Annotated in this window: 8 protein-coding genes; 5 read left to right on the top strand and 3 right to left on the bottom strand. The window is 64.0% G+C overall.

The features are described 5' to 3' along the window. Positions 1-76 precede the first annotated feature (76 nt). Positions 77-2,239: an ATP-dependent Clp protease ATP-binding subunit gene (locus tag I6E74_RS02145; RefSeq protein ID WP_197122597.1), complete on the bottom strand. Its 2,163-nt coding sequence runs from the start codon at positions 2,237-2,239 to the stop codon at positions 77-79. Between the two features lie 119 nt (positions 2,240-2,358). On the opposite strand from I6E74_RS02145, the gene I6E74_RS02140 reads away from it, so the two are divergent. The 3 genes from I6E74_RS02140 (at position 2,359) to I6E74_RS02130 (ending at position 7,428) form a co-directional block, all read left to right on the top strand. Further along, a complete protein-coding gene (locus I6E74_RS02140; RefSeq protein WP_197122595.1) occupies positions 2,359-4,218 on the top strand; it encodes an HSP90 family protein in 1,860 nt (619 codons plus the stop codon). Continuing rightward, positions 4,215-7,016 carry a hypothetical protein gene (locus I6E74_RS02135; RefSeq protein ID WP_197122593.1) on the top strand — a complete coding sequence of 934 codons (2,802 nt, stop codon included), beginning with the start codon at positions 4,215-4,217 and terminating at the stop codon, positions 7,014-7,016. The genes I6E74_RS02140 and I6E74_RS02135 overlap by 4 nt, the downstream gene beginning before the upstream one ends. Before the next feature lie 214 nt (positions 7,017-7,230). Further along, positions 7,231-7,428 (top strand): hypothetical protein, encoded by a 198-nt coding sequence (locus I6E74_RS02130; protein ID WP_197122591.1) that lies wholly within the window; start codon positions 7,231-7,233, stop codon positions 7,426-7,428. A gap of 150 nt (positions 7,429-7,578) precedes the next feature. Here the strand turns inward: I6E74_RS02130 and I6E74_RS02125 are convergent, their stop codons facing one another. Next, positions 7,579-8,943: an NAD-dependent succinate-semialdehyde dehydrogenase gene (locus tag I6E74_RS02125; protein ID WP_197122589.1), complete on the bottom strand. Its 1,365-nt coding sequence runs from the start codon at positions 8,941-8,943 to the stop codon at positions 7,579-7,581. Between the two features lie 141 nt (positions 8,944-9,084). After that, positions 9,085-10,620 (bottom strand): PucR family transcriptional regulator, encoded by a 1,536-nt coding sequence (locus I6E74_RS02120; protein ID WP_197122587.1) that lies wholly within the window; start codon positions 10,618-10,620, stop codon positions 9,085-9,087. Positions 10,621-10,782: 162 nt separating this feature from the next. Between I6E74_RS02120 and gabT the strand changes: the two genes are divergently transcribed. Together gabT and I6E74_RS02110 are read left to right on the top strand one after the other, a co-directional pair. After that, positions 10,783-12,141 (top strand): 4-aminobutyrate--2-oxoglutarate transaminase, encoded by a 1,359-nt coding sequence (gene gabT, locus I6E74_RS02115; RefSeq protein ID WP_197122585.1) that lies wholly within the window; start codon positions 10,783-10,785, stop codon positions 12,139-12,141. 118 nt (positions 12,142-12,259) lie between these two features. After that, positions 12,260-13,726 carry an NAD-dependent succinate-semialdehyde dehydrogenase gene (locus I6E74_RS02110; protein WP_197122583.1) on the top strand — a complete coding sequence of 489 codons (1,467 nt, stop codon included), beginning with the start codon at positions 12,260-12,262 and terminating at the stop codon, positions 13,724-13,726. Positions 13,727-13,800 lie beyond the last annotated feature (74 nt).

Raw genomic sequence — 13,800 nt, 5'->3', positions numbered from 1 at the left:
AGGCAGTTCGCCCAAGCGGTTCGCCTAGGCAGTTCGCCCAAGCAGTTCGCCTAGGCAGTTCGCCCAAGCGCGCGCGTTAGCCCTCGTCAGGCTCCGAACGCGACACCTTGAGGCCTTCGCCGTTCTCGGCGAGCCCCACGAGCACGGTGTCCCCGTCGCGAATGTCGCCAGCAAGCAACGCCTTGGCGAGCTTGTCGTCGATCTCGCGCTGCATGAGTCGGCGAAGCGGTCGCGCGCCGTAGATGGGGTCGTAGCCACGCTCCGAAAGCCAGGTGCGAGCATCCGGGGTCACAGCAAGCTGCAGGCGACGATCGGTGAGACGCTTGCCCAAACGATCGATGTCGAGCTCAACGATCTGGCTGAGGTCATCGGTCGAGAGCGGCTGGAACACCACGATGTCGTCGAGACGGTTGATGAACTCCGGCTTGAACGACTTGCGTACGAGGTCGTCAACGGCGGCCTTGCGGGCATCCCACGGCAGCTCTTGGTCGGTAATGAACTGGCTACCCAAGTTGCTGGTCAGAATCAGGATGACGTTGCGGAAGTCGACAGTGCGACCCTGACCGTCGGTGAGACGGCCGTCATCGAGCACCTGCAGGAGAATGTCGAAGACCTCAGGGTGCGCCTTTTCGACCTCGTCGAGCAGGATCACCGAGTAGGGACGACGGCGCACAGCCTCAGTCAGCTGACCGCCCTGTTCGAACCCGATGTAGCCGGGAGGGGCACCGACAAGGCGCGAGACGGAGAACTTCTCGCCGTACTCACTCATGTCGATGCGCACGAGAGCTTTCTCGTCGTTGAAGAGGTACTGAGCGAGCGCCTTGGCAAGCTCGGTCTTTCCGACACCGGTGGGCCCGAGGAAGAGGAACGAGCCGGTGGGGCGATCGGGGTCGGAGATTCCGGCCCGCGTGCGGCGCACCGCTTCGGAGACCGCTTGCACGGCTTCCTTCTGCCCGATGAGGCGCTTGCCGAGTTCAGCTTCGAGGTGAAGCAGCTTCTCGGTCTCGCCCTCGGTGAGACGGTCGACGGGGATGCCCGTCCAGGCGGCAACAACGGCAGCGATGTCTTCTTCGGTCACCTGGTCATTGACCATGCGAGGGCCGGTTGGTTCATTGCTTTCGGCGGTAGCAATCGCCTGTTCAATTTCAGGGATCGTCTCGTAGTTGAGCTTGGACGCCTTTTGGTATTCGCCGTCACGCATGGCACGGTCAAGCTTGATGCGCGCATCGTTAAGGCGCGTCTTGAGGTCACCAACACCGGTGAGGCTCGACTTCTCGATCTTCCAGCGGGCTTCGAGCTCGTGGAGCTCTTTGCTCTGAACCGCGAGGTCTTCGCGCAGCTTCGTCAGACGGGCCTTCGACGCGTCGTCTTTCTCCTTCTTGAGAGCGAGCTCTTCAATGCGAAGTCGATCGACGGCACGCTTGAGCTGGTCGATTTCGACGGGCGAGGAGTCGATCTCCATCTTGAGACGGCTCGCGGCCTCATCGATCAGGTCGATGGCCTTGTCAGGCAACTTGCGGCCGGAAATGTAGCGGTTGCTCAGCGTTGCGGCAGCTACAAGAGCGGAATCGGCAATGGCCACCTTGTGATGGGCTTCGTAACGCTCCTTGAGCCCCCGCAAAATAGCGACGGTGTCTTCGACCGAAGGTTCGCCGACGAATACTTGCTGGAAGCGGCGCTCAAGCGCGGCATCCTTCTCAATGTACTGGCGGTATTCGTCGAGCGTGGTGGCACCAATGAGTCGCAGTTCGCCACGAGCCAGCATGGGCTTGAGCATGTTGGATGCCGCAACCGAGCCGTCGCCGCCGCCAGCACCCATGAGGGTGTGGAGTTCGTCGATGAAGGTGATGACTTGGCCGTCAGAGTCTTTGATCTCCTTGAGCACAGCCTTGAGGCGCTCTTCGAACTCTCCGCGGTACTTGGCACCGGCGACGAGGGCAGCGAGGTCGAGGGAGATGAGTTGCTTGTCTTTGAGGGAGTCGGCAACGTCGCCGGCGATGATGCGCTGAGCGAGGCCTTCGACAACAGCCGTCTTTCCGACGCCGGGCTCACCAATGAGCACAGGGTTGTTCTTCGTGCGGCGCGTCAGCACTTGGCTCACGCGGCGAATTTCAGCGTCGCGCCCGATAACGGGGTCGAGCTTGCCGCTGCGAGCAATCTCGGTGAGATTGACGCCGTACTGCTCAAGAGCACTCTTTTGCTCTTCATCGGTACTTGGGGCACCCTGCATGTTCGCCATTTACAAACCCTCCGCAAACTTGAGTTGATATGACTCAACTTTATACCCGTACGCCCGTCCGTGGCTAGGTGAATGCTGTGGACTTCGAGAGATTGGCGATCAAGTGAGAGACTTTTCTAGTGAACGCCGATTCCCGAGACGATCTCCAGTCCTTTCAAGTGAATCTCACGGGGGTCGTCGACCTTCTTAGCAAGCACATTTACTCCAGTCCGCGGGTGTATCTGCGTGAGCTACTGCAGAACGGGCGCGATGCCCTGGCCGCGCGAGCAGAGCTCGAAGGCGCAGACGCGAGCCGCGGCATCCGCATCACTCCCCTCAGCGAGCACAACGACACTTTCCAGTTTCAGGATGACGGCGTCGGACTCACTGCCGCCGAGATGACTGAGCTGTTGTCGACCGTGGGCCGATCATCCAAACGCGACATTTTTGATCTGCCTCGCAGCGACTACCTCGGCCAGTTCGGTATTGGATTGCTCAGCTGCTTCATGGTGGCGGATCAGATTGTGATTCAGTCACGCTCCGCTCGCGGCTCAGCCCCGGTCGAATGGATCGGCAATAGCGACGGCACGTTCAGCGTGCGCGAGTTGGAGGGCGACCTGCCCATCGGCACCACCGTGTCGCTCAAGCCGCGCTTCGACCAGCACGACCTGCTCAGCACCCCCACGGTGTTGGCGCTCGCTCGCACCTTCGCCGAGTTCTTGCCCGTGGGCGTGCGCGTTGACCTGCCCGGCGGCGGCACCGAAACCGTGACGCACGAGGCTCCGTTTCTCGAGGCGCACACGGCGTCAGCATCCGACCTGCTCCGGTACGGCAGCGAGCTACTGGGCGTGGAGCCCTTTGCCGCGATCCCGCTGAGCGTGCCCGGCACGAACACCACCGGCGTTGCGTACGTGCTGCCGAGTTCGCCGCCGCCCGGCGCCCGGCAGGCGAACCGCGTCTACCTCGGCCGCATGTTGCTGAGCGAAAACGTGGATGCGCTCGTTCCTGACTGGGCGTTCTTCGTGCGCGTCGTGCTGAACAGCACCGCACTCACTCCCACGGCCAGCCGCGAATCGCTCGTCGACGACGACATCCTCGAGCACACGCGCACCGCCATCGGCACCGTGCTGCGGCAGTGGGTGCTGGAGCTGGCGGCCCGGCATCCGGCCCAGCTGAACGACTTTGTGCAGATTCATGCGCTCGCTCTCAAGTCGCTCGTGATCCACGACGAAGAGCTCGCGAAGTTCATCACGCCCTGGCTCAGCGTTGAAACCACTCTCGGGCGCATGACTATCGAAAGCCTCACGCGCGACCACACGCAGTTGCGCTACGCCGAAACGGTCGACGAATTTCGCCAGATCGCCAGTATCGCGAGCCCCGACCGCCCGGTGATCAACGGTGGCTACATCTACGACACCGAGATCGCGCGGATGCTGCCCACGATTGTGGACGGCCTCACCGTCGATCGCGTGAGCGTGCTCGACGAGCTCGACTTTCTCGAAGTACCCCCGCTGGACGTCCGCAGCGTCGTCGCGAAGCTCGAAGACCGCGCCAGTGCCGTGCTCGCCGATGCTGACTGCGCCGTGATCGTGCGCGGAGTGCCCGCCGCCGACGTCACGGGCCTCTACTTGGCCGACCCCGAAGTGCTGCGCTCCATCGACCGCCGCACCGCCCGCGAGATCAGTCGCCCGGGGCTGTGGAAGAACGTGCTCGGCAAAATGGATGCCTTCGCCGAGGACCGCCTCGCGAGCGACGGCACCAGCAAGAGCCTCGCGCGCCTCTGCCTCAACTGGAACAACCCCGTTGTCGTCACCCTCTCGACCCTGCGCGACGACGCCGTCTTCTCCCGCACCATCGAGCTGCTCTACGTTCAAGCACTGCTCACGAGCCAACGCCCCCTCAGCGTGCGCGACCGCGCCATGATGACCAATTCAATGTCCGATCTGATTGCCATGAGTGTCGCACTCGGTGATTCCCTCCCAGAAAGTTCTCCCCTATGAGCGCCGACCGCATCACCGAACTGTTCCGCGAAATTGATTCCATTGCGTATGGCCCCGAGGAACGTGCTCGCGTCGAAGAGGCCGTCGCGCTGGCGGTCGAAATCGGGGATGAAGAACTCGAATACCGCGCCCGGGTGCGGCTGACGGCATCCGCCAACATGAGCGGCGACACCGAAGTACTGCTGTCATCGTTCGCGTGGTGCTTGGCTAAACACGACGAAGATCCGGTGCGTTTTCCGGATGACATTGGTCACCAAGGTGCCGGCCTCATGTGGCAGTTCAAATGGATTGCCAGCTCGCTCGCAAGCTCGCCCATCTTCGACACTGCCGACATCGATGGCGCGCTCGCCGACATGGAAGCGCACTACCGCGCCGCAGGAATCGGCCAAAGCGGAGTCTTGACGTCACAATTTTCAACCGCGTGGCGCCTCGGCGAACTCGAGCGTGCCGAGGCCCTTCGCACCCAACTGATCGCTACCCCGCGCGACGAATACAGCCACTGCGATGCCTGCGTGCGCAGCGACTCAAGCGGGTTCCTCACCGAAACCGGCCGCGATGCTGAAGCGATCGTGCTATTCGATGAGCTCATTGCCGGCGGCTATAACTGCGGCGACGAGCCCGAAGCGGCACTTTCCCGTGCGCTGCTTCCCTACCTGCGCGTCGGCCGTCTTGACGATGCCAAGGCAGCCCACTTTCGCAGCTACACGCTCGCCCGCGACAACGCCGACAACCTCGGAATCATCGCCAACCACTTCATCTTCTGCGCCGTCACCGGCAACGAAGCCCGCGGCTTGGCGATGCTCGAACGCCACCTCTCGTGGTTCGTGCATGACCAACTCAACGCCGACAACCAGTTCTCGGGCCTCGTGGCTGCCGGAGTGCTTCTCGACGCCGTGACCCGCGCCGGTTTCGGTTCCCAGACCGTTCGCGGTGCGGAGAACCGCGAACTCGTCGGGCTCTTCGGAGAACACGATGGTGCGTGGACGGCCGAAGAACTCGCCGCCGCCATGTGGGCTGCCGCGGCAAAGATCGGCGACCAGTTCGACGAACGCGCGGGCAACGACTACCGCGCCCACCGCATCCAGAAAGCACACGAACTCGCCAACGAACACTTCGACCTGCCTCTCACGAGCGAAACTCTCGGCCTCGGCACGCCCGCCGATGACGAACCGACGGATGGCGCCGGCTGGTTGCTGCGCGCCGAAGAACTGATCGCGATCGGCTGGCTTGCCCCCGCGTTGCCCGCCGCGCGCGCTGCAGTCGAGCTCACGACGGGCCAGGAACACACCGCCGCGCTCAGTGCGCTGATCGCGCGACTCGTCGCCTCGGGTGATCTCGCCGAAGCCGAAGCGTTGCTCGCCACCCGCATTCCCGCGCTGCGCGAGCATGGCGATGACGCTCAAGCATCCCTCGAAGAACTTCTCGGTCTCTCGCTGTTTGGCCGTGCCGAACAGGACGACCTCGATGCCCTCCGTATCGCTGTGGACGCGTCAAGCGCCCTCGCTCCCGCCCAGCAAGCTGACCTGGAAGTATCGCTGCTGAGCGTGCTGCTGCGCGGCGACGAACCCAACCTCGAGGCGGCTACCGAGCTCGCGGCCACCGCGCTCACCCACGCTAAAGAAGGAGATGTGCCTCTGCTGCGCGACCACGCGCTGCGGTATCTCTCCGACCTCGCGGCGAGCGCGGGCGACACCGATGGCGCACTCGCGTACGTCGCCGAGCTCGTGGAGTCGACATCCAATCGCGGTGTTCTGGCGCACGCCCACGCTCTGCGGGCTCGCATCTTGGGCGGCAGCGGTGAGTTTGCTGAGGCTGCCGCGAGCGCTGATGCCGCCGCTGAGTGTGCTCACGCGATCGACGCGGTCGGCCCCCTGCACGACATGACCATTCTTGCTGGCCGACTCTACGACGAGGCAGAAGCGTTCTCGGATGCCGCCAGCCGGTTCCGCCTCGGAGTTCGCTACGCCGAGCGCCTCGAGATCGACACCGTGGGGGCGCGCTACGCCCTCGGCCGCTCCCTGGTTCGCGCCGGCGAGTCATCCGAAGGCATTGACCTGCTGCTCTCGCTGTATGAAGAAGAGACTGCGGCTGAGGCCCCCGCGGGAAGCCGCGGTGAGACCCTCTACTGGCTCGGCCATGGCTTCGCGGATGCCGGTGAACCAGGCTCCGCCGTGGGCACGTGGGAGACCGCGACCGAGCTCTACCTCGAAGCTGAAGACACTCAGAGCGCGGCACGCACGCTCGCTGACAACGCTGGCTTGCACGCGCAACACGGTGATCACGACAGCGCTGCGGCGTTGCTTGAACAAGCAGTAACCCACGCCCGCGCCACCCCCGAGAACCTCAACCTTCTCGTGCGGGTGCTTCACCAGTCAGGCCGCGCACACGCTGAAGCGGGCAAGAAGGAAGGCCTCAAGCAGCTCGATGAGGTGCTTGCTCTCGCGGCTGAACACGGCGCCGACTGGTTGCACGCCGATGTCACCGACTCAAAGGCGCGAGCTCTCGCTAGCCTGGGCAAGCCCAAGAAAGCTGTCAGCCTCGCCCTCACCGCCGCCGACGAATACCGTGCTGCTGGAGACCCCATTGCCGGCGCCAACTGTGAACGCTTTGTGGCCAGTGTGCTCGCCGCCGAAGGCCGCCATGATGAAGCCGTCGCCGTGCTGAACTCAGTGATGGAACAGGCCGCCGAGCACGCTCAATTGCGTCAGATCACCGCGTTCGATCTCGCCGAAAGTCTCGAAAAACTGGGGCGAACTTCGGATGCTGCTGCCGCCCGGGCGATTGCGGAGGGCGCATAGCGCCTATAGCCGAGGCGGCGCGTCTTACGCGAGTGCCGGGCTAGTCGTCTCGGGAACGGCTGTAGGACTTCCAGCCGGAGCGATTGTCGCCGCCCTCGGCATAGGCCTTGGCGTAACGTCCACGTATTTCCTGTGGCGGGTGGACCACGTAACTTGGAGCTCACAACGGGTCTGTTTCTCAGCGCTCAACGGCACAATTCTCACGGCGGGAGCCATGTCAACTCAGGTACTGCTCGGCTTCGCAGCCGTACTTTTCATTGCCCTAATAGCAATAGTGGGCATTTTCCTTCGAGCACGACGAGAAAAGGATCACGTGAAAGCTCCTCTGTGGGTCGGGGTGATGGCCGCGGTCGGGGCCCTCGCTCTTATCCTCATGGCGGTTCTTATCGTCGCTCTTTTCCCGATCGATTAGGGCGGATTAAGTGTCAGCACGTTACTGGCGCCCGGGCGATTGCCGAGGGTGCAGAGCGTACTCAGCCGTGACGCCCTGATCAAGAACGCACGCAAAAAGCCCCGGTCGCGACTGCTCAGTGCAGCGCGGCCGGGGCTTTTTACGCAGTAGTTACGGGCGCTTAACCAGCTTGCGGTTCATGAACTCGTCGATGCCGTGGGCACCCAGTTCGCGACCGGTGCCGGAGTTCTTGACTCCGCCGAAGGGCAGCTCGGGAGCATCCGCCCCGACCTCGTTGATGTAGACCATGCCCGCGTCGATACCGTCAGCGAGGCGGTCAGCCTGATCGGCATCCGTCGTGAAGACGTACGAACCGAGCCCGAACGGCGTCGCGTTAGCGAGCGTGATGGCTTCTTCTTCGCTGCTGACGCGGTGCAGCTGAGCAACCGGTCCGAAGAACTCCGTGATGTAGGCGGGGTTCTCGGGGCTGATGTTTTCGAGCACGGCGGGAGCGAACTTGGTGCCGTCGCGCTTGCCGGTTCCGACGCGCAATGTGGCACCAGCGGCGACCGCTTCGGCTACCTGCTCTTCGAGTCCCTTGGCGGCGGCGACTGAACACATCGGGCCAAGTTCGGTGCTCTCATCCATGGGGTCACCCACGGTGATCGCTCCCATCGCGGCGCTGAACTTCTCGGCGAACTCTTCGTAGAGCGAGTCGATGATGACGAAGCGCTTGGCGCCGTTGCAGGCCTGACCGTTGTTGTCGACGCGGGCGGCGACAGCAGCTTCGACCGTGGCATCCATGTCGTCCGTCGACATGAGGATAAATGGGTCAGAACCGCCCAGTTCGAGCACGCTCTTCTTGAGGTTGGCACCGGCGGCAGCACCGACGATGGCACCGGCACGCTCGGAGCCCGTCAGGGACACTCCCTGGATGCGCGGGTCGTCAATCATCTTGGCAATTTGGTCGTTGTCGGCGAGCACATTTTGGTAGCCGCCGACCGGCAAACCGGCTTCGTGAATGAGGGCTTCAAGCGCCGCCGAGGATTCGGGGCACTGCTGCGCCGGCTTGACCAAAACGGGGTTGCCGAGAATGATGCTGGGGCCCGCAAAACGAGCGATCTGGTAGATCGGAAAGTTCCACGGCATGATGCCCAGAACGGGCCCGATCGGGCTCTTACGAATCCACGCGGTTCCGGCTCCGGACGGAATTTGCTCGTCGGCGAGAAACTCTTCGGCGTTGTCGGCAAAGTAGCGGAAAATGTCGGCGGAAAACTCGACTTCACCGACTGCTTGAGCGAGCGGCTTGCCCATTTCTCGCACGATAATCTCGCCGAATTCGGCGGAGCGCTCGGCGAGCAAATCGGCAATGCGCGTGACGATTGCGGCACGCTCTTTTACCTGATCACGGTTCATTCCGCCGTTGTATTCAGAGTGCGCTGCCGCGACGGTCTGCTCGATGACTTCGTCACTCGCGGCGGGGTATGCGGTGCCCTCTTCGCCGGTGTAGGGATTGATCAGTTGAAAAGTCTTCATGAGAGGTTCCTCGCTGCTCGAAAAGGTCCGGCGACGTCGCCGTGAATTGTTCGTAGGCTACATCCGAAATCCTGAAAATTGGAAGTCAGAGTTTTTGTGGGGCACTGTGAGGGGCGGTCGCGGCTCGCAAAAGTGGCGCGGCTAGGAGCCGGTTTCGCCGAGGTCAATCGCCGCCAACATCGCCCACAATTCGGCCCGCCCCTGGAAGGTGTCGAGGCTCAGATTGGTGAGCTCGGAGAGCCGCTGCATCCGCGTCTTCAGACCGTGCCGATGGATGCCCAGCTCGCGCGCCGCGGGATCCCACTGCCCGTTGTGCCGCAGCCACACTTGCGCGAACCGCAGCAGCCCGAGACCCTCGGTGGATTCGATGACGCTCGCGAGCCGGGCGTGAGCGATATCGGCGACCGAGCTCGACGCCAGCAGGCCGAAGAAACTCTCGCCGACGAGACTCGCGAACTCGGTGACCGTGGCCGGCGGTGATGCTTCGAGCGAGCGCACGGCCTGGGTGATCGCGACCGTGAGCTCGGGCCAGCCAACCTCGGCCGAGAGACCGACGGTGAGACCACTCGCGGCGAAGAACCGACGTTCGGCAGCGAGCTGCTTGGCATCGATCAGCACGAGCAAGTGGCGCCCATCCGCGACCGCGAAAATGCGACTGTCGGAGCGCGCCGCCCGCCGCTCGAGCACATCGCGCACACTCGCACTTGTCTCGCTGAGATCGAGCGCCGCCACCGCGAATCGGTCAGCCGGCAACTCGATGCCCGCCACCCGCACCGCACGCCGCACGCTATCGACCCGGCCATCCTTCAGCAGCTGGAACAACTGCTCCAGAATCGCCCGATGCCCCACCCGCAGGTTCTCGGTCTGCTCGAGCGACACCTCGGCGAGCGCCGCCAACACTGTCATGACCGAACGCTCGAGCGCCCCAAATTCGGTGTCGCGAACCCACGCGATAGCGCCACACAGCCTCCCGGTGGAGCCGAGAGTCTGCACGACGCGAAACTCGCCAGCAGCGCCATCGGCGACGCGCGCGCGACGAGCCCGACCCAGCAGATCGGTGACGGACGCGTGGATGCCGGGGGCGGGATCCGCGGATCGTGTCGGCTTGCGGCTGTCGCCGGGTTCGCTCACGAGCTCGCCGTCGGCGTCGAAGATCCAGACGCGGCAGCCGAGTCGTTCAGCGGCGACGGCGGCAGCAGCGGCGAGGCGGCCCTTGCCGACGGCGGCGCGAGCGATGTCGTTTTGGGCAGCGAGCGCGCGGTCGAAACCGGCGCGGGTTTGTTCGGCTTCGTTGTCGGCGACGAGGCGGCTGATGGCGATGAACGGGATGCGGTACGGCACTTCGAAGAGCGGCAAGCCGGCGGTCGCGCACGCGGCGACGAGCCCGGCGGGCACTCCGTGGGTGATCACTTCGGTGCCGAAACCGATTGCGGCGACCCCGGCAGCCACGAGTCGGGCGACGTAGGAATCGAAGTCGGCCTCGGCTGTCGAGTCGGCGTTATCGACGAATTGGCGACCGGTCGTGAGCAGCAACTGACCCTCCGACACGAATGGCGTGGGGTCGTTGAGGTCGGAGTTGTGCACCCACGTGACGGAGCGCTCGAAGGTCGTCGAATCGGTGAGCGGGCGCAGCGCGAGACGCTCGGTCGCAATCATCTCGCTGAGGGGTGTGGGCATGGCAATCCTCCTGCTGCCATTCTGTCAGTAATCGCCGCCCGAACTGCCACTCTGTGACTGTTGCGTCGAGCATCCGCGCACTAGGTTGAACCCAACGTTTTCGCACGACCCGCCCGCCCTCGACGCGTGCGGGTCATCTCCACAGATTGGATCCTGGTGGCCATGTCTACTTCTTCCACCCCCACGGCCCCGCTCGGCGGCCCCTCGCTTCCGCAGAAGCGCGAACTCGTCACCGCCATTCCCGGCCCCCGCTCGCAGGAAATGCTGGAGCGCAAGAAGCAGGCTGTGCCCTCCGCGATCGGCATCACCCTTCCGGTCTTCGTCGAAGCTGCCGGTGGTGGCGTGCTTCGCGACATCGACGGCAACACCCTCATCGACTTCGGTTCCGGCATCGCCGTGACCGGTGTCGGCAACTCGGCCCCTGCCGTTGTCGAAGCCGTGACCGCTCAGGTCGCCCAGTTCACCCACACGTGCTTCATGATCAATGGCTACGAGGGCTACATCGAGGTCGCTGAGAAGCTCAACGAGATCACCCCCGGCACGCACGAGAAGCGCACCGCGCTCTTCAACTCAGGCTCCGAAGCCGTCGAGAACGCGATCAAGATCGCTCGCTACTTCACCGGCAAGCAGGCCGTTGTCGCTTTCGATCACGCGTACCACGGCCGCACCAACCTCACGATGGGTCTCACCGCCAAGTCGATGCCCTACAAGAGCGGCTTCGGTCCCTTCGCGCCCGAGATCTACCGCGCACCGATGTCGTACCCGTTCCGCGATGGCGGAATCAGTGGCGAGGATGCCGCAGCCCGTGCCATCCTGCAGATCGAGAAGCAGGTCGGCGCCAGCAACCTCGCCGCGATCATCATCGAGCCCATCCAGGGCGAAGGTGGCTTCATCGAGCCGGCCCCCGGATTCCTCCCGGCACTCGCCGAGTGGGCCACGGCCAACAACGTGATCTTCATCGCTGACGAAGTGCAGACCGGCTTCGCTCGCACCGGAGACCTCTTCGCTTCCAACCACGAGAACCTCGTTCCCGACATCATCGTCACGGCCAAGGGCATCGCCGGCGGCCTCCCGCTTTCGGCTGTCACCGGCCGGGCCGATGTCATGGATGCCGCTCACGTCGGCGGACTCGGCGGAACGTACGGTGGAAACCCCATCGCCTGCGCCGCAGCGCTCGCCACCATCCGCACCTTCGAAGAGTCGGGCGCCATCGAGCGTGCCCGCGAAATCGGAACCGCCTTCCGTGGCCGCCTCAACGGCCTCCGCGCCGGCGACCCGCGCATCGGAGATGTTCGTGGCCGTGGCGCCATGATCGCCATGGAACTCGTTGACCCCACCACGAAAGAGCCCGACGCCGCCCTCACGTCGAAGGTCGCGGCTGCAGCGCACGCCGCCGGCGTTGTCGTGCTGACCTGCGGAACCTATGGCAACGTCATCCGCTTCCTCCCGCCGCTCTCGATCTCTGACGAGCTCATCGCCGACGGCCTCGACGTCGTGCGCGACGCTCTCGCCAACGCCTGATTCACCGCAGCGGGCACTGAGCGCGCGCTCAGTGCCCGCCCATGCGGCGCCAAGCCGAAGTTCAGCTAGCGCTGTTTGACTGACTCGCAGATTTCCCACCACGAAAGGTGCACACCGTATGACGAACTCCACCGAAACCCAGCTTCTCGAAGCCGTGCCGAACCAGCTCTTCATCGGCGGTGAGTGGGTCGCCGCAACGGGCAGCAAAACTCTCGACGTGACCGACCCCGCTACGGGCAAGGTCATCCGCACCATTTCGGATGCCTCGGCTGAAGACGGCATGCGGGCGCTCGACGCGGCCGTTGCTGCGCAGGACGCCTGGGCTGCGACTCCCGCTCGCGAGCGTGGCGAGATTCTGCGTCGCACCTTCGACCTCGTGCAGGAGCACCGCGACGACATCGCTCTGCTCATGACGCTCGAGATGGGCAAGCCTCTCGCTGAGGCCAACGGTGAGGTCACTTACGGCGGCGAGTTCTTGCGCTGGTTCAGCGAAGAGGCCGTGCGCATCTCGGGTCGCTTCGGCAACACCCCCGAGGGCACCGGTCGCATGATCGTGTCGCAGCGTCCGGTTGGCCCGTGCTTCCTTATTACGCCGTGGAACTTCCCGCTCGCGATGGCGACCCGCAAGATTGCGCCCGCTCTGGCCGCTGGTTGCACGGTTGTCGTGAAGCCCGCCGCGCTCACTCCGCTCAGCACTCTGTTCTTGGCGAAGCTGTTCGAAGAGGCCGGGCTGCCGGCAGGCGTGCTCAACATCGTCACGACCTCGAGCTCCTCTGAAGTCTCCGAGCCGATCATCGCGGACTCGCGCCTTCGCAAGCTGTCGTTCACCGGCTCCACCCCCGTCGGCAAGGCGCTCATCAAGCAGGCTTCCGAAAACGTTCTGCGCACCTCGATGGAACTCGGCGGCAACGCCCCGTTCGTCGTCTTTGATGACGCTGACCTCGACAAGGCCGTAGACGGCGCGATCGCGGCCAAGTTCCGCAACATCGGCCAGGCCTGCACCGCCGCCAACCGCTTCATCGTGCACAGCTCGGTTGCCGCCGAGTTCGCCGAGAAGATTGCCGCTCGCGTCGCCGATATGAAGATCGGTCGCGGCACCGAAGACGGCGTCAACATCGGCCCGCTCATCAACGACAAGGCCGTGGACAAGGCCGACGAGTTGGTTCAGGATGCCGTGAAGCGCGGCGCGACTCTCGTCTCCGGCGGCAAGCGCGTCGAAGGCGATGGAAGCTTCTATGAGCCCACGATCGTTTCCCACGTGCCCGCCGACAGCGACATCCTGCGCGAAGAAATCTTCGGACCAGTTGTCTCGATCGTGGAGTTCACCGACGAAGCCGAAGGCGTGCGCCTCGCGAACGACACCGAATACGGTCTCGTCTCGTATGTGTTCACCGAAAGCCTGGCTCGCGGAAACCGGATGATCGATGCCCTCGACACTGGAATGATGGGCCTCAACGTGGGCGTGCTCTCCAACGCAGCCGCCCCCTTCGGTGGAGTGAAGCAGTCCGGCATCGGTCGCGAAGGCGGCTCGGAAGGCATCCACGAGTACCTCTCTACTAAGTACACGCTCGTACCCAACAGCTAATGTGCAACTGCATCCCGTCAGCGCATCTCGAGGAATGTCCTCTGTGCGTTGACGAGCCCCACATCACGCGCGGC

The sequence above is a fragment of the Salinibacterium sp. SWN139 genome, from assembly GCF_015864625.1.
In the GTDB taxonomy this organism is placed as follows: Bacteria; Actinomycetota; Actinomycetes; order Actinomycetales; family Microbacteriaceae; genus Rhodoglobus.
This window is presented reverse-complemented; position numbering and strand designations above follow the sequence as displayed.